Below are 25,553 nucleotides of genomic sequence, written 5' to 3'. Positions count from 1 at the left end.
GTGCTTGTTACTGGTAGCGAAATACCGAGTTGATCGAGGACTTCAAGTAACAGAGGAGGGGACGCGCCCTCGCAGTTGACTGAAGAGTATTCCGAAGCCTCACCCGCCTCGCATTCAACCAACGGCCAGATGCTCACCGCCGACGCCGGCGCCGATCCGAGCGTCACGCTCGCACCCATTGCTGCGGTCATCACAGCCGCGGTTGCGACCCCCGCGCGTTGTCGTCGGCGAACCGACTTCGACTTCTTGTGCCTGCCTGCCGATTTCGCCGCTCGCGCCATGCGATATCCCTCTCTGCTGAAGTGTAAGAGAAGTTACAGGCCCGGCGTCCTCGGCATAGGACTAATCGTGCGATTGCTGTCGGAGCGGGGTCAGAAGATCCCGTTCAGGAACTCGACGATGTCTCCGAGGGCGGCGCGAGCAGGAGGCGCGACACCGGGCAGCGCCGCGAACCCGTGGACGGTGTCCGGGTAGTCGATGAGCTCGGTCCGCACTCCCGCCGCCTGGAGGACCTCGCGATATTTCTGGCCATGATCGCGCAGTGGGTCGTGACCCGCCGTGAGGATCAGCGCCGGCTGTAGATCCTCATGCGAGGCAGCGCGAATCGGGGATGCGCGCCAGTCCTCGGTGCCGTGGTCACCGGCCAGATACAGCTCGGTGAACCTGCGCATGCCGGACGAGGTGAGGACCGGGGCGTCCGCATGCTCATCTTCCGAAGGCCACCGTTCGTACATCTCGACCGCCGGATAGACCAGAACCTGGCCGCGTAGCCCTGGGCCGCCTGCATCGCGTGCCGCCAACGCCACGACCGCGGCCAGGTTGCCGCCGGCACTGTCGCCCATTACTGCCATCCGATCGGGGTCGCCACCGATGTCGCCCGCGTGACGGGCGATCCATTGCAGGGCTCCCCAGGCGTCGTCGACGGCGGCCGGAAACGGGTGCTCCGGTGCCAGTCGATAGACCGGCGACACCACAATTGCACCGGCCTGCTCGGCAACCCGAGTCGTCATCCACCGCGACTGCTCCGGAGATCCGAGGCACCAACCGCCGCCGTGATAGTTCACGACCACCGGCAGTGTCCCAACTGCCGAGACCGGCCGGTGGACCCGAAGCCGGGTCGGACGTCCATCGATGTCGACGACCAGATTCTCGATGTCGACGTTCCCGGAATCGTTCCCGAAGATGAACCGGCCGACGCCGGTCGCCAAAAGCTTCTCTCGTTTCGCGCGCAACGCGACCATTTCGTCAGCGGTGGTCGGCTCCTTGACGACCTTCTTGAGCAGAGCGGCAAAAGCGCGCGTTCGCAGCGGCAGCGGAACGGTCACAACTGGAGTCCTCTCGGTCAGGCGACGGTGGACGGCAGCGGACTCAGAGGGTCGTCAAGATCTGTGGGCCGGATTCGGTGATCGCAACGGTGTGTTCCGAATGGGCTGCGCGGGCGCCGGAGGCACTGCGCAGCTCCCAGCCATCCGGGGCGTGGACGTACTGGTCCGTTCCATCGGCGATCAGCATCGGCTCGATGGCGATCACGAGTCCCGGCTTCAACTTCAGCCCCCGCCCGGCGCGACCCTCGTTCGGAACGTGTGGGGCCTCGTGCATGGTGCGTCCGATGCCGTGTCCTCCATGATCCTCGAGGAGTCCGTAGCCCGCGAGCCGAGCGGGACCGGCGATCGCGTGCCCGATGTCGCCCATCTTGGCGCCGGGCTGCGCGGCCTCGATACCCCGCATCAAGGCGGCGTCGGTCGCGGCGATGAGGTCGAGATCGGCTTGGTCCGCCTCTCCGACGACAAAGCTGATCGCGGCGTCGCCGCACCACCCGTCGAGCAGTGCACCGCAGTCGATGCTCACCAGATCGCCGTCTCCGATCACCCGCCCGTCAGGTATCCCGTGCACCACAGCGTCATTGACGCTGGCGCAGATGACCCCGGCAAACGGGGTCGGCGCCCACTTCGGGTGGTAGTTCAAGAACACCGGCTCGGCACCGGCACCGGAGATGACCGCAGCAGCGACCTCGTCGAGTTCCTTGAGGGTCGTTCCGACGACGGCGGCACCCTTCACCGCGGCGAGTGCCCGGGCGACGACACCACCCGCCTCACGCATCATCTCGATCTCGCCGGGAGTCCTGAGGTCGACCACGCCCACACCGTCCTTTGCGCCAATTAAAATACCGGTATTACTATACGGGCCATGGTTCGCGTACCCCTCACCCCCGGCGAAGTCGACCGGGGCCGCCGGCTCGGCGCAGTCTTGCGCGCAGCGCGCGGCGATCGCAGCATGGGGCAGGTGGCGGTCGCAGCCGGTATCTCGGTCGAGACCCTGCGCAAGATCGAGACCGGACGCATCCCGACGCCGGCTTTCTTCACCATCGCCGCCTTGGCCGACGAACTGTCGTTGTCGATGGATCAGCTGGCCGTCGCCCTGGCGGAACCACAGAGATCTGCCTCATAAACGCGTGCGTCGACTGCTGAATCCACAGCTTCATCTGGAACAATTTGACCGGTGAGTGCGCCCGTGATCGACCCCTCCGTCGAGTCCAGCCCTCTCAAACGCTCCTCGGGTAGCGAATATCGCCTGGACCTCGACGGCTTGCGCGGTATCGCGATCACGCTGGTGGCGGTCTTCCACATCTGGTTCGGCAGGGTTTCCGGCGGTGTCGATGTCTTCCTGACCCTGTCGGGCTATTTCTTCGTGGCGTCGCTGCTCAAGCACGTGTTGGCCACCAATCCGAGCACCGAGAACTGGATGGAGGCCCTCAACCCCGGGCCTCGTCTGTGGCGACTGGCCCGGCGACTGCTGCCCGCGCTGCTGACCGTCCTGTTGTTCATCGTCGTGATGTGCCTGATCCTGATGCCGCGGACGCGTTGGTCACCGCTGGGCAACGAGGCCATCGCTTCGGCGCTGTACTACCAGAACTGGCATCTCGCTCTGGCGTCGCAGGACTACGCCGCCGCCGACTCGGCGAACAGCCCGATGCAGCACCTCTGGTCGATGTCCGTCCAGGGCCAGTTCTTCGTCGTCACCATGCTCGCCGCCTTCGCGCTCGGCGGGATCCTGAAACTGCTGGCGATGCGGTTCGCGGCCTTCCGCAAACCGCCGGTGATCCGCGGCATCGTCTTCGCGGCGCTGCTCGCCGTTGCTGCGGTGTCGTTCGCCTGGGCGCACTACCGACACGGCATCAATCAGCCCTTCAACTACTACGACACCATCGCCCGAACCTGGGAACCCATCGTCGGCGGTCTGCTCGCGGTATGGATGCCGCGCGTCCGGATGCCGCAATGGATGCGCAACGTACTCGGCCTCATCGCCCTCGGGCTGATCATCAGCTGTGGTTGGTGGATCGTCGGCGTGCAGCAGTATCCGTCGACGATGGCGCTCGTACCGGTCGGTGCGACGCTCCTGCTGATCTGGAGCGGATCGCGCCAGACCGCGCCCGGAGATGCTGCAGCGCCCGGCGCCGTGAGTTCTTGGCTCGCACATCCGTCTATCGTCTGGCTCGGCTCCATCGCCTACGCGCTGTACCTGTGGCACTGGCCGCTGCTCATCTTCTACCTGACCTGGCAGTACAAGGATCGCGCCAACGTCATCGAGGGCGCCGGCATCATCGCCGTCTCGCTGGTGCTGGCCTGGGCGACGGCCAAATACATCGAGTCGCCGCTGCGAGCGGGTAGGTCGACGTCCATCGCAGCAGCCGAGAAGACGGGCCGAAGCCCCCGGTGGCTCAGCTACGCAACGGTGCTCACCTCGATCCTGGTGGTCATGACCGCGGTCACCGGCGTCGGGATCTGGCGCTGGAACGACCATGTCAAGAACCTGACCGTCGACACCGAAAACCTCGATCCGCGCCTGTACCCCGGGGCCCGCGCGTTCCTCGACAACGCCCCGGTTCCGCGTGTGGAAGCAGAACCGAGTCCGCAGGTGGTGGACAAGGATTGGCCCATCACGTCCTACGACTCGGTGATCTCCGGCTGGAAGGACGGCTCGATCAAGGTAGGGGTCTACGGCGACCCGGCCGCCACCCGAACGGTCGCGCTGGTCGGTGGATCGCACGCCGAGTACTGGATCACCGCGCTCGACGCGATCGGCAAGGCCCAAGGATTCAAGGTCACGACGTACCTGAAGGTCGGATGCCCATTGACGACGGAGCACGTCTTCACCTGGTTCGGCCAGAAGTACTACCAATGCAACGAGTGGTCACGCGACGTGATGGCACGCCTCGCCGTCGACAAGCCGGATGTGGTGTTCACCAACAGCACTCGCCCGGTCGAAGGCCAGATCACCGGCGACTTCGTGCCCAAGGACTACATCGACGTCTTCAGTGAGTTCCGTGACCGCGGCCAGAAAGTCGTTGCAGTGCGAGACAACCCGTGGTCGGTGGGGCAAGAGAGCCCACCGGAATGCTTGGCCCTGGGTAAGAAGCCTTCGGTGTGCGGCGTCGAGAGGTCGTTGGTGATGGCGCCCACCGACCCGGCCCTCGCCATCGCTCCCGACTTCCCGAACATGTCCTTCCTCGACTACACCGACGCCATGTGCGACGCCACGTATTGCCCCGCCGTGGTGGGCAACATCCTGCTATGGCACGACTTTCACCACCTGACCGCCACGTTCGTCCGCAGCTTGATCCCGGCACTGACCGTGGATCTGCAGAAGGCGTTGCCCGGCTGGTGGTGATCGCCTCACACGCCGCTCCGGGCAACACCTACCGGACCGATCTGGACGGCCTGCGCGGCCTGGCCATCACCCTGGTGGTCGTGTTCCACGTCTGGTTCGATCGCGTCTCCGGCGGCGTCGATGTCTTCTTGACGTTGTCCGGATACTTTTTCGTCGCATCACTGTGCAAGCACGTGATCGCGACCAGCCGCCCTGACGCCTCATGGATGTCGGCGATCAATCCGTTCGCCCGCCTGTGGCGCCTTGCTCGACGACTGGTGCCGGCGTTGCTCGTCGTGCTGGCGGCCATCGTCGCATTGACGTTGCTGATACTGCCGCGTGCTCGGTGGGAATCGTTGAGCGGCGAGATGATTGCGTCCGCGCTGTACTACCAGAACTGGCATCTGGCGCTCGAATCTCAGGATTACGCGGCAGCTGATTCTGCGAACAGTCCCATGCAGCACCTGTGGTCGATGTCAGTGCAGGGTCAGTTCTTCGTCGCAACGCTCGTCGCGCTGCTGCTGGTCGGCGGACTTTTGAAAGCGCTCGGCACCACAGCTAGGGCGTTCCGCAATCCGGCGGTGATCCGCGGTGTGCTCGCTGCGGTACTCGGCACCGCCGCGGTGACGTCATTCGCCTGGGCGGTCCACCGCCACGGCGTCGATCAGCCGTTCAACTACTACGACACAGTTGCCCGCGCATGGGAACCGCTGGCCGGCGGGTTGCTCGCGCTGTGGATGCCGCGGTTCGCGATGGCGCAATGGTTGCGGACCGCGTTGAGCGTGGCGGCGTTGGCCGTCATCGTGACCAGTGGGTGGTGGATCGCCGGAGTGGAGCAGTTTCCGTCCGCGATGGCACTGGTGCCGGTCGGCGCCGCCCTGGTGTTGATCTGGGTCGGGTCAACGCGTACGGCGACCTCAGACGTGGGCCCATCCATTGCGAGTTCCTGGCTGGCACACCCATGGGCGGTCTGGCTCGGCTCGATCGCTTACGCGCTCTATCTCTGGCACTGGCCGCTCCTGATCTTCTATCTCGCCTGGCGTTACCAGCGAGACGTGACCTTCCTCGAAGGCGCGGCCATCATCGCGGTGTCGGTAGTACTCGCGTACCTGACAACGCGATTCGTCGAGATTCCGCTGCGGTCCGGTCGACGGGCCGAGCACCGGACGCGCCGGTTCGTGCCGACGTACGCAGCCGTTATGACGTGCCTCCTCCTCGCGACCTCTGTCAGCGCGGGCTGGGTCGTCAGCGACTGGCGCTCCCAAGGTCAGCAGATCAGGGTCGATGCCGCAGCGCTGGACCCCGAGCTCTACCCCGGCGCCCGGGCGTTCTGGGCGGATGCACCTGTGCCGCTGGTGGATCCTCAGCCCGATCCGCTTGCGGTCAAGGATGACTGGCCGATCTCGTCGCAGCAGGGATATGTATCGGGTTTCGACGATCCGCTGGTGCGCGTCGGTGTCTACGGCACTCCCGGAGCGGCGCGGACCGTCGCACTGGTCGGCGGATCGCATTCCGAGCATTGGTTGACCGCACTCGACGAGATCGGACGCGACCGCGACTTCCAGGTCAACACCTATCTGAAGGCCGGCTGCCCACTGATCACCACCACGATCCTGGCGCCCATCGGTACCCCGTATCCGGAGTGCAACGTGTGGTCGCGGGACGTGATGGACCGCTTGTCCATCAATCGGCCGGACGTCGTCTTCACCACGAGCACCCGACCGACCGAGGGAGACGGGTCCGGCGACCACATCCCCGGCGACTACCTCGAGATCTTCGCCGAGTTCCGCGACCGCGGCCAGCAGGTCATCGCGGTGCGTGACACCCCGTGGGCCCTCGGGCCGACGCTCACCCCGCCGGAGTGCCTCGCGGAAGGTCGGTCCGCGGCCGAGTGCGGTGTCGACAGAGAGCACGCGCTGTCCCCGGCCGACCCCACAGCGGAAGTGACAGCCGACTTCCCGAACATGACCTTCCTCGATTTCACAGACGCCATGTGCGACGACACAACTTGCCCCGCAATCGTCGGGAACGTGCTGGTGTGGCACGACTTCCACCACCTGACGACCAGCTTCATGCGCACGCTCGTGCCCGCGCTGGACGAAAGCATGCGTGACGCGTTGTCCGAATGGTGGTGACGGCGTCAGGCGTTCTCGCCCGCCCACCTGGCCTTGTCGGCGTCGGTGATCTCGACCGGACCTGTCGCGGGCTGCGTGATCCGAATGTGGTTGCCGAAGGGATCTCTCAGTGCGCAGTCGATCCCGTACGGCTGCTCGACCGGCTCTTCGGTGAACTCGACCCCCTGTGCCGACAGTTCCTCGTAGGTCTTGCGGCAGTCATCGGTGGTGAGGATTGCCGCGAGCCCCAGCGCGCCTTTGGTGAGGAGCTCACGGACCTGGGCGGCCACTTCTTCCGTCAACGCCGGCGGGCCCGGCACCTCGAGGAGGATGTGTCGTTCCGGATCGGACGGCAAAACGATGGTGAGCCAGCGCATGAAGCCCATGTCGACGTCGTCTGCGACCTCGAATCCGAGTTTGCCCACGTAGAAGTCCAGCGCTTCGTCCTGATCGAGTACATGGATGGAGTGAATGGTGATCTTGTTGAACATGCGCATGACGCTAGCCGCCATGAACAGCTGCGGCTTCTCCGAAACTGCTCGGTTTCGACCAGCTCTTCACAAAGCACACCGGCACGTTCATGGCATCGGCCCCGCGCCGGAACTCGCTGGGTGAACTACCGGTGACCGCACGAAATGTGCGGCTGAAGGTTCCGAGGCTCTCGAAGCCGACCAGGCGCGCCACGTCGGTGACCGATGTGTGAGACCCCCGCAGCAACGCCATTGCACGCTCGATCCGACGCCGCTGCAGATGACGATGGGGGGTCTCCCCGAAGGTGGCGCGGAACGTCCTCGTGAAGTGCGCCGGTGACATGTACGCGATGGCGGCCAGTTTCGGGACATCGAGTTCCTGCGCGTAGTCGCGGTCCATCGTGTCGCGGGCACGGAGCAACCGCCGGTTTTGATCTTCCGCAGGGCTCATCGCCATGGGGTGAGTCTATTGCTCGTCGACCGCCTTTTTCAGGCAGCCACCGGCCTTCGCCATCCGTAATCGACGGTGCGAATGGGTGGTTCCGACCGTGGTGCTCCGAACGCCTCGCGCGCGCGTTCTTTGAACCATGCGACGTCGTCTTCGCCGTCGGGATTCCACATCTCCGGATGCGTGAAGAACAGCTCCGAGAAGTGTGTGTTGTTGGGACGCGGTGGATCAGCTGTGCCGCGTTGGCGCCATCCGATCCGGCCTTGCCAACCCGGTGGTCCGGTGCGGTTGGTGATGATCTCGGTGAGCCAGCCGTTCGCGCCGTCGTGAACTTGTCCGTGGTCGCCGTCGCAGACCAGTGCCAACGCCGTGATGTCGGTGCGGCCGCCTTTGGACCATTCGGTGAGGTGATGAACCGCAGTGCGGGTGGCCGGTTTGTCGCATCCCGGGCGGCAGCACCCACGGTCGGCGGCGATCAGCGCCAGTCGCTGATCGGCTGATGCCAGCCGCGCTTGGCGGCCCAGGAACAACGGGCGATGCTTGTTGTCGAGCAACGCCAGAAACTTGCGCGTCGCCCCAGCCAGAGCGAGCGCATCGCGGACCGGAATCACTCCGCCGGACGCAGTGGTCGCCAAGCCGACCTCGGATTCGAGTTGCTCGAGGGTCATGGTCACGATGACCCGGGCCGGCAGTCCGCGGTGCTGACCGAGTTTGCCCTGTCCGACAACCATTTCCAGCAACCGGCGGAACGCATCGTGGTTGCGTTGCCCCTGACTGCGACTGTCGCGCGCTGCAGCTTCCTTGATGGCTTGCGGGTCGGCCTTGTCGACATTTCCCCTCGGCGACTGCGGGTCCTCCGGATTGTTCATGCCTTTCGCCGCCCATTTCTCAGCGACCATGTCCCACAACGCCTTCGTCGCCGGATCAAGGTTGCCCTTGATCCCCGCCATGTGATCGGCACCCTGCTTGGAGGTGTTCAGTTCTCGCTTCTGCTTGCGGTCGATGTCGTCGAACGTTCCGTCGGGATTCAGATACGCGTGGAGGTGCAGTCCGACCTTTTTCAGCTCGTCAGGGTCCATGGTCCGGGCAGCATCGGCCATCGACTTCTCGCCCTTCGCCCACAACCCGAGATCGCTGCGAATGCTCGCCGGCAGCGCGGTCATCGTCTCGAAGATGACCTTCTCGTGCGCGAGGCCAATAGCTCCGTCCCGCAGGGCTTTGGCGGTGTGGGGGTACCTCGGTTCGGTCACTTCACCGGTGATGCTGTGCCAGATCCCTGTTCGCTCTGCTCTTTTCGACCGGGCGGACGCCTGTGCAGCTGAAATGCGTAGCACCAGTCGCAGGAAGTTGTTGTGCTTGTGTCCTAGCTTGGCAGCAACTCTGCGCTCCGTCAGCTCGGCCGACAGCCGTATTTTGACGGCCTCGTCACGGCGGGTCTGCGTCTCGACGGCCTGCGTCAACTCCACGGCTTCTTTGTCCGACATCATTGCCAATGGGGCGTCGATCAATCTGCGCGACAACACCTCGCGGACAGCAACGATCTCCGACGCGTCGAGAGCCATGCCCTCGATGCGGTCGATCAGATCAGCCATGCCCGTGCTCATGAAATATTTGTATCAGCACCCTCCGACAATCAGGCGACGCCAGAATCGACCAGCTGATCGCGATCTGATGAGAGACTTCAGGTCATGAGGGGTACACCACTCGGAGCGATGACGGGTGTCGCGATTGTTGCCGCGTCTTTCTTGGTGGGGTGCTCACCTGGCGAAAGGGTGAACACCGACGACAGCCGAGTTTCGTGGGCGCCGGGGAGCGAGGAGGTACGGCGCGCGTTCACGGTCTTCATCGACGCCCTGAACAGTGGGGAGTCGCAGACAATCGAGGCGCTCTCCTGCGAATTGGCACCTTCGCTTCCGCCTGAACCAGGGACCACCACCGTGGTCGACGTTCGAGCGATCACGATTGAGGGCGCCAACGCACGCGTCGACGCACAGACCTTCCACAGTGCGCCAGGCGAATCGGCTTCGGACGCCGAACGTATCAACTCTGGTTGGAACTTCGTCCGCGAAGCAGGAGCGTGGAAATACTGCCCTCTCATGTGGGAGCGCGGAGGAGCTGGGTAGCCGCGGTCCACTCGCTCACACGAGCGCCCCGGAACACGACAAGAGCACATTCGGATCGAGTTTCGGCACGGTCGGCGTCAACAACGGCACGGTCGGCGTCAACAAGGGCACGGTCGGCGTCAACAACGGCACGGTCGGCGGGTCAGCCCCATTGATCCCAGGCAAGTTTCGCGGACATCACGACCACCACCACCAGCAACGCGGCCCGGATGACGCCGGTACCGCGGTTCAGCACAGTCCGCGATCCCAGGAGCGAGCCACCGGTGTTGGCGACAGCAAGCATGAAACCCAGAGCCCACCAGACATTTCCGCCGATCGAGAAGACGACCAGAGCACCGAGGTTGGTGGCAGTGTTGGCAATCTTGGCCAGCGCCGCGCTCTCGATGAAGTTCCGCGACAACAGCGCCGTCAACGCGATGATGAGGAACATCCCGGTACCGGGACCGAAAATGCCGTCGTAGTAACCGATCACGGCGAAGGCAACACAACCCGCGACGGTCTGTTTCGCCGTGAGAGGCGGACTCTCACCGGTGTTGCTACCGAATGACGGGCGAACAGCGACGAAGATGCCCACCGCGAGCATCAGCACGATCACGACCGGGCGGATGATCTCGGTCGACACCGCTTTCGCCGACAGAGCGCCTGCCGCCGAACACACGAATGCGATCGGCACAGAGATCAGCGCCAGCCGGCGCGGGATGGCGGTGACACGTGAATAGGTGATGGCCGCCGCGCCTGTCCCCCAGATCGCGGCCAATTTGTTGGTTCCCAGCGCGCTCGCGGGCGGGGCTCCCGGAAAGGCGATCAACAACGCGGGGATGAGCACCAGCCCACCGCCCCCGATCACCGCGTCGATCCACCCCGCGACGCCCGCGGCGGCAAGCAGCAGAACCAGGACGTCCCAGTCGGGAATCATCGGCAACACCCGTCACAAAGCACTCGATCACGGTAACCACCCGATGTGAGGAACCCCTCCCGCCCAGCGAAAACTCAGGGTTATACGGCATGCTGTACCGCGATGACTGCCTCGACCTCCGCCCGCACCTGTGACGCAGGACCTGACGCACGACCCCCCCCGAAAATCTGATAAGCGCACTTATCTTCACCACGTGGATCTGATCCGGGCCACCACGTTTTCGCTGGTCATCTTCGTGCACTGCCTGACTGCGACGACAGACGAGTGGGACAGCGTCCCCGTCAATTCGACGACTCTGCTGCTTCATTTCACCCGCAACACCTTTTTTGCGCTGACTGGTTTTGTGCTCATGCACCAGAACTTCGACAAGGTCGATTTCCGGTCGATAGACTTCTGGCGCCGCCGGATGAAACTGGTGATCTTCCCGTACCTGATCTGGTCGTTCGTCTACTGGGCCGTCGAGGACATGTGGGCCCACGGACGTACGAAAGACATCCCGGGCAGCCTCGATGAGTTCTGGGACCTGCTCAAGTGGGGCCTGTCGGGCTTCCACATGTACTTCCTGTTCGTGATGCTGCAGGTCTACCTGCTGTTCCCACTGGTGCTGTGGTTGGTCCGCAAGACGCGTCACCACCACGTCGCACTGCTCGCGGCCAGCCTGGGCGTCCAGATCGCGGTCACGTCGGTCATCACCTACTGGCAGCCCCCGGCGAGCATCGCGGGCATCTGGTGGCACTACTACGCAACCTTCGTGCCATATCAGTTCCTGATCTTCCTCGGCGCGGTCGTCGCGGTGCATCGAGAGGCCATTCGGCTCTGGCTCCGGGGCAAAGGCTGGTGGCTGTTCGCGGCACTCGTCGTCACCGGCGCATTCGCGCAGGTCACGTATCTGATGCGGGTCGCCGGCGGTGAGCGCGCCATCTACGCGAGCGCAGCGTTCCAGCCGACCCTGATCCCGTTCATCCTCGTCGCGATCGGGTGCCTCTACGCGATCGGTCAGCACTGGGCCGACAGCCACCGGGAGAGCACGCCGCTCTTCGACCGCGTGGTCAAGTACGCATCCAATCGGTCCTTCAGCGTCTTCCTGTGTCACGCCATCTTCATCTTCTTCATCCTGTACCCGCAGAAGAACGGTGAGCCCTGGATCAACACCCTCGGTGCACCCTGGGCGACCATCCTGATGTACGTCGGCACGATCGCCTGTTCGCTGCTCCTCGTCGAGATCCTTCGCCGCCTCCCGGGCTCGTCGTACCTGACCGGTCGCCCCCGGCTACCGCTCAAGAAGAAGCGTGAGCGTCCCGCAGCTGCCGAGACCCAGGACGACGACGTCGTCACCGAGGTCGAAGAGCGCAGCTCAGTTCGTCAGTGAGGTGAGCAGCGCGCGCGGTCCGGCCAGCACGGTCTCGCGAATGTGGTTGCGGGCGAACGTCCACGGCGCACACTCGCACCCGGCGTAGACACCCTGCGCATCGATCCCGATGTCGCGGCACAATCCGATCGCCCGACCGAGATGGAAGTCCTGCGTGACGATCAACACCGCCTCGACGTCGTAGACATCGCGGGCACGCCGACAACTCGCCGCCGTGTCAAAGCCCTCGGGGTCGTCGGTGATGGCTGCGGCGGGAACGCCACGCTGCTCCAGATAACTGCGCATGACCTGCGGTTCGTCCCCCGCCGCCCGGTCCCCGTTACCTGAGTTCAAGATCCGCTGGACCCGCCCGTCGCGGTACAGCTCGAGCGCAGAATCCAGCCTGCCGCGTACGTACGACCCCGGTTCGCCATCGGAGACCTTGGAGCCGAGCACCAGCGCCACCGGCGCCGACGGGGCATCCGGGACATCGAACTCGCGATCGAATGCCATGACGTAGATCCACGTTGCCGCGCTTGCGATCACGAACTGGACGGTCCCCATCGAGACGCCGATCAGCAGTAGAATTCTTGTGCGAGTTATGGCGGACATCACAAACTATCTTACCGATTAGTAACTTAGGCCAACCTGCGCAATAGTGCTGCGAAGACAAGCCTTAACGTACCTAGTGGAGAACACTGCGCGAGCCGTGTTCTGCCATCCCGGGTGAACGAACGGCCACTGTGCGAAATAGCCGTACCACTGGTCGTGAAGTTCCATAGAGAAAGGCCGTGACGCCGTGACGACCGCGACGATCACCATCGGCACCATTGCCGCCCTGGCCAGCCTGGTGTGCTGGGCCCTGTTCTTCGGCGGGGTGTGGAGAATGATCCGCACCATCGCGCAGGGGCAGAAGGACACCACCAGGATTTTCCCGATCTGGCCCCGTTTCAAGCAGATGATGATCGAGTTCATCGCTCACACGCGCATGGCCAAATTCCGTACGGTCGGCTGGGCGCACTGGCTGGTGATGGTCGGCTTCCTCCTCGGCGCACTGCTGTGGTTCGAGGCCTACGGCCAGGTGTTCGATCCCGAGTTCCACTGGCCGCTGTTCGGCGATACGTTCGCCTGGCACCTGCTGGACGAGATCTTGGGTCTCGGCACCGTCATCGGCGTCCTGGTCCTGATCGCGATCCGCCAGCTCAATCACCCCCGGGTGCCCGAGCGGCTGTCCCGCTTCAGCGGCTCCAACTTCGGCGCCGCCTACTTCGTCGAGATCGTGGTGCTGCTCGAAGGTCTCGGCATGGTCTTCGTGAAGGCCGGCAAGATCGCCACGTACGGACACGCGAACGCCGGGTCCGACTTCTTCACGATGCAGGTCGCCAAGCTCCTGCCTGCGAGCGCGATCATGGTCTCGATCTTCGCGCTGATCAAGCTGATGTCCGGCATGATCTGGCTCGCTGTCGTCGGCCGGAACATCAACTGGGGTGTCGCCTGGCACCGCTTCTCGGCGTTCTTCAACATCTACTTCAAGCGCGAAGACGACGGCGGAGTCGCCCTCGGTGCCGCCAAGCCGATGATGTCGGCGGGCAAGGTGCTCGACATGGAGAGCGCCGACCCCGACGTCGACGCATTCGGCGCCGGCAAGATCGAAGACTTCTCGTGGAAGGGCTGGCTCGACTTCTCCACCTGCACCGAGTGCGGTCGTTGCCAGAGCCAGTGCCCGGCTTGGAACACCGGTAAGCCGCTCTCTCCCAAGCTGCTCATCATGTCGTTGCGCGATCACGGTCAGGCCAAGGCGCCGTACCTTCTCGCCGGCGGCAAGAAAGACCTCGGTGGCGACGAGGTGGGCCTCGTCGACGCCGAAGGCAATGTCTTGCAGAACAAGCTGGACGCCATCCCCGAGGCCGCCCGTCTCGAGGCCGAGCGCAAGCTCGTCGGCGAGAGCGAAGGTGCCACCGGTGCCGTCATCGACAACGAGACGCTGTGGAGCTGCACCTCATGCGGCGCCTGCGTGGAACAGTGCCCCGTCGACATCGAGCACGTCGATCACATCATCGACATGCGCCGCTATCAGGTGCTGATCGATTCGGACTTCCCGTCCGAACTCGCCGGCCTGTTCAAGAACCTCGAGAACAAGGGCAACCCCTGGGGCCAGAACTCGAAGGACCGCACCAAGTGGATCGACGAGATGGACATCGAGATCCCGGTCTTCGGCCAGGATGTCGAGAGCTTCGAAGGCTTCGAGTACCTGTTCTGGGTCGGCTGCGCCGGCGCCTACGAGGATCGGGCCAAGAAGACCACCAAGGCTGTCGCCGAACTCCTCGACATCGCGGCCGTCGACTTCCTCGTTCTCGGCGAAGGTGAGACCTGCACCGGCGACTCGGCCCGCCGCGCGGGCAACGAGTTCCTGTTCCAGATGCTCGCGCAACAGAACATCGAGATGCTCGGCGAGGTGTTCGCGACGGCACCACAGCAGAAGAAGAAGATCGTCGTCACCTGCGCCCACTGCTTCAACGCCCTGGGCAACGAGTACCCGCAGGTCGGTGGCAAGTACGAGGTCGTACACCACACACAGCTGCTGAACCGGCTGATCCGCGACAAGCGGCTGATCCCGGTCGCCGAGGTCAACGAGGACATCACCTATCACGACCCCTGCTTCCTGGGCCGGCACAACAAGGTCTACGGTGCGCCGCGCGAGCTGATGGCCGCGTCCGGAGCAACCCTCAAGGAGATGCCGAGGCACGGCGAGCGGTCGATGTGCTGCGGCGCCGGCGGTGCTCGTATGTGGATGGAAGAGAGCATCGGCAAGCGCATCAACATCGACCGGGTCGATGAGGCGCTGGGCACCTTGGGTGGCGGGGAGAAGCCGCAGAAGGTTGCCACCGGCTGCCCGTTCTGCAAGGTGATGCTGTCCGACGGCGTGACCGCGCAGACCTCGGGAACCGAGAAGGAAGGCAAGGTCGAGGTCGTCGATGTCTCGCAACTGATCCTGGAGGCCGTCAAGCGCGGCGCCCCGGAGATCAAGCGTGGCGGACGCTTCCTCGGCGCGGCGTCGCTCGGCCTGTCGGCTCCGACGCTCGAGCCGGAAGAGAAGGTCACCGAGAAGCCCGCGCCCGAGCCTGCGAAGGCCTCGGCGCCTGCTGCCACCGAGACCAAGGAGAAGCCCAAGGTCGGCGGCGGTCTCGGTATCGGCGGCGGCGCCAAGAAGCCAGGTGGCGGAGCCCCCAAACCGGGTGGCGCGGCGAAGAAGCCAGGCGGCGGAGCCCCGAAGCCAGGCGGAGCGCCCAAGCCGGGTGCCGCGAAGGCAGCCGAACCCGAAGCCCCCGCGGCGCAGGAGAAGGCAGCGGCACCGGCGAAGGGACTGTCGATCGGCGGCGGCGCCAAGCGTCCCGGAGCCCCGAAGCCCGGTGGTGCGGCAAAGAAGCCGGGTGGCGCGAAGCCGGCCGCAGAAGCCAAGCCTGCGGACACCGAGACCACGGAGGCCACCGCGACGGCGAGCGACACCGCAACCGAGGAAGCCGCCGACAAGCCGGCTGCACCGGTGAAGGGTCTCGCCATCGGTGGCGGCGCGAAGCGTCCTGGCGCCCCGAAACCGGGCGGCGCGGCGAAGAAGCCAGGTGCGGCAGCCAAGAAGGCTGCACCGGAGGCCGATTCCGCACCGGCGACCGACGAGGCCCCGGCCACGGAAGAAGCCACGGTCACCGAAGAGGCCCCGGCCACGGAGGAAGCACAGGTCGACGACAAGCCTGCGGTCCCGGTCAAGGGACTCGCCATCGGCGGCAAGGCGAAGCGTCCGGGAGCTCCCAAGCCCGGCGCGAAGGCAAAGGCGCCGGCCCCCGAGGCCAAGTCCGAGCCAGAACCTGAGCCAGAGCCTGAGCCGGAGACGGCCCAGGCCACCCCGGAACCGGTCGAGGCCGAGTCGGCTGCCGAGCCAGAGGCGCCGGCGGAACCGGCGGCTCCGGTCAAGGGCCTGGCGATGGGTGGCAAGGCGAAGCGTCCGGGTGCTCCCAAGGCAGCGGCGAAGGCGGAATCGAAGCCGGATCCTGAGCCTGAGGCGGAGGCGGACGCAGAGCCCGAGCCAGAGGCGCCTGCAGAGCCAGAGGCCACGCCCGAGGCCGAAGCCGAAGTAGCCCCCGAGTCTGCACCCGAGGAGCCGACCACCAACGGCTCAGGTCCGGCTGACGCCGCGACGCTCACGGAGGCCGGGACCAGCAAGGCGAAGGGTTTCGGTATCGCGGCGGGTAAGAAGCGCCCCGGTAAACGCTGAGATCAGGCAGGATTTCCGGCCGCATCCACGTCCACTACCCGGACATGGTTGCGGCCGGCCTGTTTTGCCAGGTAGAGGGCCTCGTCCGCGGCGTTGATCGCGACGTCGAGGATCCTTCTCTCGTCCGTACGCGTGGTGGTACCCGGACCCCGTAGCCGGCAGGAAGCAACCCCGACGCTGATGGTGACCGGCTGCCCGTGCCAAAAACTCGAGGACCTCAAGCGCATGCGCTCGGCGAGTGCCACCAGCGCGTCGCGGTCGAGGTCGGTGGCGAACGCGAACTCGTCGCCGCCCACGCGCGCCAACACGGCATATTCTCCGGTCACGCCTCGCAGGCTCTCGGCTATCCGCCGGAGGATCTGGTCGCCGACGTCGTGTCCGAACCGATCGTTGAGCAGTTTGTAGTTGTCGATGTCTGCGACCACCACGCCGAAGTTGCGGGTCGCGGGCGTGACCATGGAACCGGCCCAGTACTCGAAGCCGCGGCGGTTGAACAGCCCGGTCAAGGAGTCCGTGTTCGCCAACTTCAATTGGGTGCGAAGAGCGTGCTGAAAGTCGTCGGTATAGATGCTCAGCAAGAAGACGGTTCCGTTGATCGCCAACAGTGACACCGCCACCCGATAGCAGGCTCCGCCGAGATCATCCCCGATCAACCACATGTCGAGGCCGAGTGCGCACACCACGACGCTGGTGAACACCATGTGGACGATTCGCACCCGGTGCGTAACGAAGTGTGCCGCGTAACAGCCGATGATCGCGAAGAGGGCGGTGCCGTGCAACGCCGCCGAGGGGTTGACGAACGTGATCAGAACGACGGTGACGCCGATGTCGGCATAGGCGAGGAAAGCCGTATTGATACCGGGGATCGTGGCCTGCTTCGACCACCAGACCGGGCCCAGGTCGACGCGGCTCATGACCACGGCCATCGGGATGGTCGACACCGCCGTCACGTACACGATCACCATCCGCAGCGTCGACGCCTCGCCGTCGTCGGCGTACGTGGCCAGCACCGCGACGGCACCGAAGACCGGCACGAACATCGCAATGCTGTAGCGAATCAGACGTTCGCGGACCCGAATCTGATTGAGGACATGCCGCTGCTCACGCTGCAGATCGTCAAAACGGTTCGGCATCGGACCTCGTGATACGTCAAATAAATGCTGATGACAACTGGGACCCGACCCGCTCATCTGCCGATTTCCTATAGTGACCCAGGTTTGAAGTAATGACAATTCTTCGCACGAAAACGGCCTGCGGGTCCCTATTTGTTACCAATAACGCCAGGGAGCAAAACCTACTTGCCCTGTGCTGGCAACATAAGAGGCGTGAGCAGACCCCACGTTTCGCATGTGCACAGCGACCTCAAACCCCTCGAGCAATCGGCGAAGCTTCGCAACGTCGCCTACGAGATCCGCGGGCCGGTCACCGCCCAGGCCGCGCGCCTCGAGGCCGAGGGCCATCGGATCCTCAAGCTGAACATCGGCAATCCCGCCCAGTTCGGCTTCGAAGCCCCGGACGTCATCATGCGCGACATGATCCACGCCCTGCCGTACTCACAGGGATACAGCGAATCGATGGGTGTGCTGCCGGCCCGCCGCGCGGTCGTCACCCGGTACGAACTGCTCCCCGACTTCCCTTACTTCGACGTCGATGACGTGATCCTCGGCAACGGCGTTTCCGAGCTGATCACCATGACGATGCAGGCATTGCTCGATGACGGCGACGAGGTCCTCATCCCATCCCCGGACTACCCGCTGTGGACCGCGATGACAGCCCTGTCCGGCGGCAAGGCCATCCACTACATGTGCGACGAGGCGAACGGCTGGAATCCCGACATCGCCGACATCGAATCCAAGATCACACCTCGCACCAAGGCGTTGCTCGTGATCAATCCGAACAACCCCACCGGCGCGGTCTACTCGCGCGAGATCCTCACGCAGATCGTCGAACTGGCCCGCAAGCACTCGCTGTTGCTGCTCGCAGACGAGATCTACGACAAGATCCTCTACGACGACGCCAAGCACATCAACCTGGCCTCGCTCGCGCCGGACCTGCTGTGTCTCACCTTCAACGGCCTGTCGAAGGCTTACCGGGTCTGCGGTTACCGGGCCGGCTGGGTCGCGATCACCGGACCCCAGGACCACGCCCGCGGTTTCGTCGACGGCATGAAGATGCTGGCCTCCACCCGGCTGTGCTCGAACGTGCCCGGTCAGCACGCGATCCAGGTCGCACTCGGTGGATATCAGAGCATCGACGCGCTGGTCCTGCCCGGCGGCAGGTTGCTCGAACAGCGCAACGTGACGTGGGAGAAGCTCAACGAGATACCCGGGGTCAGCTGCGTGAAGCCGATGGGCGCGCTGTACGCCTTCCCGCGGCTTGACCCCGAGGTCCACGAGATCCACAACGACGAGAAGTTCGTGACCGATCTGCTCCTGCGCGAGAAGATCCTCGTCGTGCAGGGCACGGGCTTCAACTGGCCGAGTCCCGATCACTTCCGGGTCGTGACGCTGCCGTGGGCCCGGGATCTGTCCGACGCGGTGGAACGGATGGGCAATTTCTTGTCCAGTTATAAGCAGTAGCACCGGCGATTGAGCACTGAAAACCCACCCGCGAGGTTTCCCCGGGTGGGTTTTCGCAGTTCAGCGCCCCTTGATTTAAGTGTGACGGCTGGTAACGTCTAGTCCATCACGCGAGCTCAAAGGGGAGTTGATGACCGCAATCGATCACAAGCCACAGATCGGGTGGCGCCGGCGCACGGTAGAACGCGACGGCGTCCGGCTCGCCGTCTTCGAGCTCGGCGAGCCCTCCGCGGATCGTCCGACCGTTCTGCTCGTCCACGGCTGGCCCGACACCCACGCACTGTGGGCACCGGTTGCCGACGCCATCGCATCCCGGTACCACCTCGTTGCCTATGACACCCGCGGTTACGGTGAGAGTGACGCCCCGAACGGCGATGCGGCCTACCGGCTGCCCGAACTGGCGGCAGACCTCTTCGCGGTCGCAGATGCGGTCAGTCCGGACGAACCCGTCCACGTGGTCGCGCACGACTGGGGGTCGGTCCAGACCTGGGAGGCCGTCACCACGCCCGGTGCCGAAGACCGCATCGCGTCGTTCGTGTCGGTCTCCGGGCCCAATCTCGATCACCTCGGCGCCTGGACCCGCGAGCAGTTGCGACGTCCGACCCCCAAGGCTCTGGCGCAAGCGCTGTCCCAAGCCCTGTCCTCGGCATACACCGCGGTATTCCAGCTCCCGATCGTCCCGAAGGTGCTGTTCGCCGCCGGGATGCGGCCCGCGGTCTGGCGCAAGTTCCTCGCCACCCTCGAGGGCACCGACCCGAACAACCTCGAGTTCGCGCCCACCTTCCGCGCCGACGCGGTCTCCGGGCTGCGCTACTACCGCGCCAACATCCGTGAGCGCCTCGGTTCTCCGAATCCGCGCAGCACCAGGGTCCCCGTGTTCGAGATCGTCAACACCCGCGATATCGCGCTGCGCAAGGCGATCTTCGCGAACACTCACGAGTACACCGACAGCCTCTGGCGTATCGACACCCCCACCGGGCACTGGCTGCCCTATACGAACCCGGGCTACCTCGCCGACATCGCGACGCAGTTCATCGAGTCGATCCGCGGGGCCGATTCATCACCGATCATCGACCGGGCCCGGAGACACGGTGCACATCAGCCGCAGTCGGGCAAACTCGCCGTGATCACCGGGGCAGGAAGCGGCATCGGACGCGAGACCGCTTATCTCCTCTCCGAGCAGGGGGCAGAGGTGATCCTCGCCGACATCAACCTCGACGCCGCCGAGAAGACCGCTGCAACAATCACTTCCGGTGGAGGCATCGCACATGCTTACCGCCTCGACGTCGCCGACACCGATGGCTTCGGGGCATTCGCGGAGGAGGTGACGAAGAAGCACGGGGTCGCCGACATCGTCATCAACAACGCGGGTATCGGACTCGCCGGGCACGTCCTCGACGCAACCGATGAGCAGATCCGCCGTCTCGTGGACATCAACCTCATGGGCGTGATGACGGGGAGCCGAGTGTTCGGCCGCAAGATGGTGGAGCGCGGATTGGGTGGCCAGATCGTGAATCTCGCGTCTGCCGCTGCCTTCACACCCCAACAAGGCCTCGGCGGATACTCCGCGACAAAGGCAGGCGTCCTGATGTTCAGCGAATCGCTGCGGGCCGAACTGGCAGAGCACCGCATCGGGGTCTCCGCGATCTGCCCGGGCATCGTCGACACCAACATCGTGGCGGCAACGGAGTTCGCCGGGGCGTCTGCCGATGGCCAAAAACAGTTGCAGGACAAGATGAGCGGCATGTATCACAAGCGGAACTTCACGCCCGACCGCGTCGCTGCCGCCATCGTCGGCGCGATCGAGTCCAATGCCCCGGTCGTCCCGGTCACCGTGGAGGCAAAGGTCGGTTACCGCATCTACCGCTTCGCACCCGGCCTGTCCCGCCGGATGGCCCGCACCAAACTCTTCTGAGGAGGACAACGATGTCCAACGCCGCCTACGCGCACCAGCCATCGCACGACTTCGACCCGGGTCCGGTCGAACTCCACGCCCGCAATGTGGAGTTCGAATGGGAAGACACACCGCTGCACTGGATCCCGAACCACCCGGTCTCGTCCAACGTGATCAGCATGCTCAACCTGCTCCTGCCCGAAGGCGAGCGCTGGTTTGTGCAGACGTACAACGAGACCCTGCCGCTGGTGAAGGACGAGGAACTGGCTTCCGCCATGCGCGGATTCATCGGCCAGGAAGCGATGCACGCGGAGACCCATGACCGCGTGCTGTGGGAGTTCCTGAAGAACAACGGCGTTGATCCGACGCCCTTCCAGCGACAGATGGAATGGGTGTTCCGCAAGGTGCTCGGCCCGTCGAATCACCCAGATCCCAACGTGCGGCACAAACATCTCGTCGAACGGCTGTGGCTGATCGCCGCCATCGAGCACTACACCGCGGTCCTCGGTGATTTCGCACTGAACAACACGTGGTCCGAGCACAATGCCGACCCCGCGATGACCGACCTGTTCCGCTGGCACGGCGCCGAAGAAGTGGAACACCGGGAAGTCGCCCACGACGTGGCCAGCTACTTCGGCGACAGCTACCTCAAACGCGGACGGGCCATGCTCGCAGTGCTTCCCGCCCTGCTCTTCGTGATCAACCGCGGAACCCGCTTCATCGCACTCAACGATCCTGCCGGCCGGACCGGATACGTGCGGCAGTGGTTCGGCTACTTCCGTGGCGCCCGCAAGGGTCTGCTGCCCACCATGCGGTCCATCATCTTCGCGACGTTCACGTACTTCAAGCCGACATTCCGGCCCAGTCAGGTCGGGTCGACGTCCCAGGCGGTGGCGTATCTCGCGTCGTCGCCGGCAGCACGGGCCGCGCACAAGTGAATCCCCCGACCCACTCTGATCACCGTCACCATCCGCACACCACCACGATGACGGCGCCGCCCCCACACCTGTGGGGCCGGTATCGGCACGATCCGGCGATGCGGCTGGCCAGTGCGATCGGCAAGGTCTGGTTTCCGTTGTGGGGCAAACTGACCCACCTCGATCTGCCTGATCAGGTCAGCCGCGTCACCGCGGTGAGGATCGTCCGGCGCGATGTCGTCGCCAGTGACGACAACGTGGTGGCACTCACGCTCGGTGCGCTCGACGGCGGAGAGCTCACGCCGTGGTACGCCGGAGCCCATCTCGACCTGCTGCTGCCGTCGGGCCGGATGCGCGAGTACTCACTCTGCGGTGATCCCGCCGACCGCCACCACTACCGCATCGCGGTCCGTCGGATCCCCGGCGGCGGAGGCGGTTCGATCGAGGTCCACGACGACCTCGACGAGGGCGATGTCCTGCGGATCAAGGGTCCTCGCAACGCGTTCCCGTTGGCCCTGCCCGGGTACGGATCGCCCGCCCGCAGCCTGCGCTTCATCGCCGGCGGCATCGGGATCACCCCGATCCTGCCGATGCTCGCGGCTGCCGAGCGACTGGGCCTGGACTGGTCGATGGTCTACACCGGCCGGAGTACCGATTCTCTGCCCTTCCTCGACGAGCTCGCCCGCTACGGCGACAAGATCACCATCCGTACCGACGACGAACACGGACTCCCCACCCCTGCAGACCTGCTGGGCCCCATCGCCTCCGGGACCGCGGTCTACTGTTGTGGCCCGGTCCCCATGCTCGGGGGCATTCGGATCGCGCTGGTCGGTCGCGCGGATGTGGAATTGCACTTCGAGCGATTCAGCCCGCCGCCGGTCGAGGACGGCCGGCCGTTCACGGTCACCCTCGCGTCGTCCGGCGTGCAGGTCCCGGTCAGCGCAACGGAATCAGCACTCGCCGCGATCCGCCGCGACCTCCCGTCGGTGCCCTACTCCTGCCAGCAGGGATTCTGCGGCACCTGCAAGGTCCGCGTCCTCGCGGGCGCTGTCGAGCACCGCGACAACATCTTGACCGAACCCGAACGTGACGCCGGGGTGATGCTCACCTGCGTCTCCCGGGCCGAGGGCGACCACCTTCACCTCGACCTCTAGCACGTTCTCACCCCACACTGCCCTCAGCCCAAGGAGCACCTCATGGCGTCAACCGCCACCACCCCCGACCACACCGTTGCCATCGTCGGCGCGGGTTTCGGCGGTCTCGCCGCCGGAATCAAACTGCAGGAACGCGGAATCGACGATTACGTCATCTTCGACCGTAACGACGACGTGGGCGGAACGTGGCTTGCAAACCGGTACCCCGGCGTCGAGGTCGACATCCCCTCGGTCACGTACTCCTACAAGTTCGCCCTGAACCCCGAATGGTCGCAGATCTTCGCACCGGGTTCGGAGCTGCTGCAGTACGCCCGCGACATCGCCGAGCGGTACGGCATCCGCAAGCACATCCGGTTCGGCTTCGCGGTCGTCTCCGCGACGTTCGACGACGCCACCAACCTGTGGACCATCACGACCGAGGGCGGCGACACCGTCACGGCACGTTTCCTGATCTCCTGCCACGGCGCGCTGTCGACACCGGCAACCCCGAATCTGCCCGGGCTGGAGAACTTCTCCGGCAAGGTGTTGCGATCGGCGTCCTGGGACCACGACTACGACCTGACCGGCAAGAAGGTCGCCATCATCGGTACCGGCGCCACCGGTATCCAGATCATCCCCACCATCGCGCCCGACGTCGAGCAGCTCACCGTCATCCAGCGCACCGCGATCTGGGTACTACCCAAACCGAACGCCGTCGTCCCCGGATTCCTCCGTTCGGTGTACCGCCGGATCCCGAAACTGCAACTGCTGCCACGCTTCCTGATCGACTCGACCTTCGAGATCGCCGAGACGCTCGGCGTGGTCTACAACAAGCAACTCCCCGCGATCACCCGCGGGATGGAGAAGCTGTGTCTGCGGCACCTGCGCGCCTCGGTCAAGGACGCCGAGACCCGGGAGAAGCTCACACCGCACTACGGCTACGCCTGCAAGCGTCCGTCGTTCTCCAACGACTACTTCCCGACGTTCAACCGCGACAACGTCGACCTGGAAACCTCCCCGATCGCTCAGATCACCGACGCCGGCATCGAATTCGCCGATGGACGTGAGCTGGAACTGGATGCGCTGATCTTGGCCACCGGTTTCAAGATCTTCGACCTGCCGTACGAGATCCGAGGGGTCGGCGGGCAAGATCTCGGGCAGACGTGGGACTCGGAGCGGATGCACGCCTACGAGGGGATCACGGTGCCGAACTTCCCCAATCTGTTCCTGGCACCGGGACCGTATGGCGTCATCGGCTTCTCCTGGTTCGACACCATCGAGTTGTGTGTCACCCACGCCGTGCAGGTGGTGGCGAAGGCGGTGGCCGCCGGGTCGAACCGCGTGAGCGCCACCGACGAACAGACGGACGAGTTCGTCGAGAAGATGCGCAAACGGGTGCGCAGCACCGTCTTCGCCAGTCCACGCTGCGCGGGGTCGAACACGTACTACATCAACGCCCAGGGCGATTCGCCGTATCTACGCCCGTCGAGCCGCGTCGAGTCCATCATCTCGCTGCGCAAAGCGCTCAAGAGCGGCTACGAGTACTCCGCCTGACCTCGATGCCACAAAAGCACCCCGGCGCCGTGGAGCACCTTCCGAATTCGACTGCGCAACAACTGCGGATTCCTTAGGTCGTCCCACACCCACCTGATGACCATGATCCCTTCCTCGCGCAGCCGGTCCTCTCGACGTTTCTCCCGGATCACCGCATCGGACACAGATTCGCCTGGCCGCCGGTGCTTCTCGTACTTCACCTTGCCGTCGAACTCACCCACCACCTTTCCTTCCCAGTCGAAGTCCACTCGTGCGATCAGGATTCCCTTCTCGTCGTGGAACTCCGTCTGCAGCGTCGGCAGTGGAATGTCGGCCCATTCGATGAACAGGCTTCGGCTCAACGACTCACCCACCGACTCCGAGTTTCGGTCGGCAACGTCCAATGCCCGACGCAACACAGCGATGCCGGAACTCTTTGCTGATCGCCCCACGATCGACGTCAGCTCTGCTTTGTCGACCCCCAAACGCAGCGCGTGGTCGAGGACCACAACTGCCTGCGCAAATGATCCCTGTCGAGCCACATCGCACGCCGTGATCCCCAGCTTTGTCAACAGCACCCCGTCGACCACGGTCACATCGGACCTCGTCAGAGAACCAGTGTGGAGATGCACCTCACGGCCCCGGCGCCCGCCGGCCCGAACATAGAAGTGGACCCGCCGCTGATCCGGAGCCAGCTGATTCAGCCCGTGGATCACCGCAGCTGACGAATGGCTGACCACCCGTTCCGTGGATCGGCCGGCAATGGCGATCACGAGCTGCCGGTAGGCCTCGTCGTAGACCGGTTCTGCGGTGTCCTCGTCCGGGTCGACCGTCCGGTACACACCGCGGGTGACGCGTACCAACCTTCCTTGACGGTGGTCACGTCGAAGTTCGGCGGCATCACCACCGTTCTCGACAAACTCTTTTCGACGGACGAGACCGTCCTCGGGATCTGGTGTGAAGTCCATGGACCCGATCTTGATCGGCCCGATAGGACCGACCAGACCGCAAACCCCTGTTGACGCCGTGCTTGTGGATCACGCCCCACACTGTGGACAAACGCAGATGCACACCGTCGAGTCATCCGCACACGTTTGACGGAAGTTGTCAACCTGTCTGAGACAGGTGTGGGTTTTTTGATTATTCGGCCTGTTCGGCCGG

General features: G+C 64.7%; 20 protein-coding genes. 11 read left to right on the top strand and 9 right to left on the bottom strand.

Going from position 1 to position 25,553, the window contains the following annotated elements; translation table 11 throughout:
- Positions 1-371 precede the first annotated feature (371 nt).
- Complete coding sequence (locus tag BH683_RS03970; RefSeq protein WP_094647235.1) at positions 372-1,325, bottom strand: alpha/beta hydrolase; 954 nt, start codon at positions 1,323-1,325, stop codon at positions 372-374.
- 43 nt (positions 1,326-1,368) lie between these two features.
- Positions 1,369-2,136, bottom strand: coding sequence for a type I methionyl aminopeptidase (gene map, locus BH683_RS03965; RefSeq protein ID WP_084835010.1), 768 nt, complete (start codon positions 2,134-2,136; stop codon positions 1,369-1,371).
- A 51-nt stretch (positions 2,137-2,187) separates the two neighbouring features.
- On the opposite strand from map, the gene BH683_RS03960 reads away from it, so the two are divergent.
- The 3 genes from BH683_RS03960 (at position 2,188) to BH683_RS03950 (ending at position 6,782) form a co-directional block, all read left to right on the top strand.
- Complete coding sequence (locus tag BH683_RS03960; RefSeq protein WP_084834973.1) at positions 2,188-2,448, top strand: helix-turn-helix transcriptional regulator; 261 nt, start codon at positions 2,188-2,190, stop codon at positions 2,446-2,448.
- Positions 2,449-2,511: 63 nt separating this feature from the next.
- Positions 2,512-4,668 carry an acyltransferase family protein gene (locus BH683_RS03955; RefSeq protein ID WP_246833181.1) on the top strand — a complete coding sequence of 719 codons (2,157 nt, stop codon included), beginning with the start codon at positions 2,512-2,514 and terminating at the stop codon, positions 4,666-4,668.
- On the top strand, positions 4,572-6,782 hold the full coding sequence (locus BH683_RS03950) for an acyltransferase family protein (RefSeq protein ID WP_084834971.1): 2,211 nt from the start codon (positions 4,572-4,574) through the stop codon (positions 6,780-6,782). Before BH683_RS03955 ends, BH683_RS03950 begins: the two co-directional genes overlap by 97 nt.
- Before the next feature lie 5 nt (positions 6,783-6,787).
- Here BH683_RS03950 and BH683_RS03945 read toward each other — a convergent pair whose 3' ends face one another.
- The 3 genes from BH683_RS03945 to BH683_RS03935 are packed head-to-tail and all read right to left on the bottom strand — an operon-like array spanning position 6,788 to position 9,283.
- The gene (locus tag BH683_RS03945; RefSeq protein WP_084835008.1) at positions 6,788-7,252 is read right to left on the bottom strand and encodes a VOC family protein; all 465 of its coding nucleotides are present in this window, start codon (positions 7,250-7,252) and stop codon (positions 6,788-6,790) included.
- Positions 7,253-7,262: 10 nt separating this feature from the next.
- A complete protein-coding gene (locus BH683_RS03940; protein ID WP_246833179.1) occupies positions 7,263-7,688 on the bottom strand; it encodes an AraC family transcriptional regulator in 426 nt (141 codons plus the stop codon).
- Between the two features lie 32 nt (positions 7,689-7,720).
- Entirely contained in the window at positions 7,721-9,283 is a 1,563-nt protein-coding gene (locus BH683_RS03935; protein ID WP_084834970.1) for an HNH endonuclease signature motif containing protein, read from the bottom strand.
- A gap of 84 nt (positions 9,284-9,367) precedes the next feature.
- On the opposite strand from BH683_RS03935, the gene BH683_RS03930 reads away from it, so the two are divergent.
- Positions 9,368-9,802, top strand: a complete 435-nt coding sequence (locus BH683_RS03930) for a hypothetical protein (protein WP_143695968.1) — start codon at positions 9,368-9,370, stop codon at positions 9,800-9,802.
- 142 nt (positions 9,803-9,944) lie between these two features.
- Here the strand turns inward: BH683_RS03930 and BH683_RS03925 are convergent, their stop codons facing one another.
- The gene (locus BH683_RS03925) at positions 9,945-10,718 is read right to left on the bottom strand and encodes a TSUP family transporter (protein WP_084835007.1); all 774 of its coding nucleotides are present in this window, start codon (positions 10,716-10,718) and stop codon (positions 9,945-9,947) included.
- Positions 10,719-10,911: 193 nt separating this feature from the next.
- On the opposite strand from BH683_RS03925, the gene BH683_RS03920 reads away from it, so the two are divergent.
- Positions 10,912-12,087 (top strand): acyltransferase, encoded by a 1,176-nt coding sequence (locus BH683_RS03920; RefSeq protein ID WP_348639209.1) that lies wholly within the window; start codon positions 10,912-10,914, stop codon positions 12,085-12,087.
- On the opposite strand, the gene BH683_RS03915 is transcribed toward BH683_RS03920, so the two are convergent.
- On the bottom strand, positions 12,073-12,678 hold the full coding sequence (locus BH683_RS03915; protein WP_084834968.1) for an ElyC/SanA/YdcF family protein: 606 nt from the start codon (positions 12,676-12,678) through the stop codon (positions 12,073-12,075). The two genes, BH683_RS03920 and BH683_RS03915, sit on opposite strands and share 15 nt — an antisense overlap.
- Positions 12,679-12,865: 187 nt before the next feature.
- Here BH683_RS03915 and BH683_RS03910 point away from each other — a divergent pair, with 187 nt between their 5' ends.
- On the top strand, positions 12,866-16,336 hold the full coding sequence (locus BH683_RS03910; protein ID WP_084834967.1) for a (Fe-S)-binding protein: 3,471 nt from the start codon (positions 12,866-12,868) through the stop codon (positions 16,334-16,336).
- Positions 16,337-16,338: 2 nt separating this feature from the next.
- On the opposite strand, the gene BH683_RS03905 is transcribed toward BH683_RS03910, so the two are convergent.
- Positions 16,339-17,469, bottom strand: coding sequence for a GGDEF domain-containing protein (locus BH683_RS03905; protein ID WP_168186960.1), 1,131 nt, complete (start codon positions 17,467-17,469; stop codon positions 16,339-16,341).
- A gap of 192 nt (positions 17,470-17,661) precedes the next feature.
- Here BH683_RS03905 and BH683_RS03900 point away from each other — a divergent pair, with 192 nt between their 5' ends.
- The 5 genes from BH683_RS03900 to BH683_RS03880 all read left to right on the top strand — a co-directional run bounded on the left by BH683_RS03900 (position 17,662) and on the right by BH683_RS03880 (position 24,413).
- Entirely contained in the window at positions 17,662-18,915 is a 1,254-nt protein-coding gene (locus BH683_RS03900) for a pyridoxal phosphate-dependent aminotransferase (RefSeq protein WP_084834965.1), read from the top strand.
- Positions 18,916-19,045: 130 nt separating this feature from the next.
- Positions 19,046-20,830 carry an SDR family oxidoreductase gene (locus BH683_RS03895; RefSeq protein ID WP_084834964.1) on the top strand — a complete coding sequence of 595 codons (1,785 nt, stop codon included), beginning with the start codon at positions 19,046-19,048 and terminating at the stop codon, positions 20,828-20,830.
- Between the two features lie 11 nt (positions 20,831-20,841).
- Entirely contained in the window at positions 20,842-21,747 is a 906-nt protein-coding gene (locus tag BH683_RS03890) for a metal-dependent hydrolase (RefSeq protein WP_084834963.1), read from the top strand.
- A gap of 47 nt (positions 21,748-21,794) precedes the next feature.
- Positions 21,795-22,880, top strand: a complete 1,086-nt coding sequence (locus BH683_RS03885; RefSeq protein ID WP_084834962.1) for a PDR/VanB family oxidoreductase — start codon at positions 21,795-21,797, stop codon at positions 22,878-22,880.
- A 42-nt stretch (positions 22,881-22,922) separates the two neighbouring features.
- Positions 22,923-24,413 carry an NAD(P)/FAD-dependent oxidoreductase gene (locus tag BH683_RS03880; protein ID WP_084834961.1) on the top strand — a complete coding sequence of 497 codons (1,491 nt, stop codon included), beginning with the start codon at positions 22,923-22,925 and terminating at the stop codon, positions 24,411-24,413.
- Here the strand turns inward: BH683_RS03880 and BH683_RS03875 are convergent.
- Positions 24,395-25,360 (bottom strand): type IV toxin-antitoxin system AbiEi family antitoxin domain-containing protein, encoded by a 966-nt coding sequence (locus BH683_RS03875; RefSeq protein ID WP_084834960.1) that lies wholly within the window; start codon positions 25,358-25,360, stop codon positions 24,395-24,397. The two genes, BH683_RS03880 and BH683_RS03875, sit on opposite strands and share 19 nt — an antisense overlap.
- Positions 25,361-25,553 lie beyond the last annotated feature (193 nt).

Source organism: Williamsia sp. 1138 (assembly GCF_002095435.2).
Classification (GTDB): domain Bacteria; phylum Actinomycetota; class Actinomycetes; order Mycobacteriales; family Mycobacteriaceae; genus Williamsia.
This window is presented reverse-complemented; position numbering and strand designations above follow the sequence as displayed.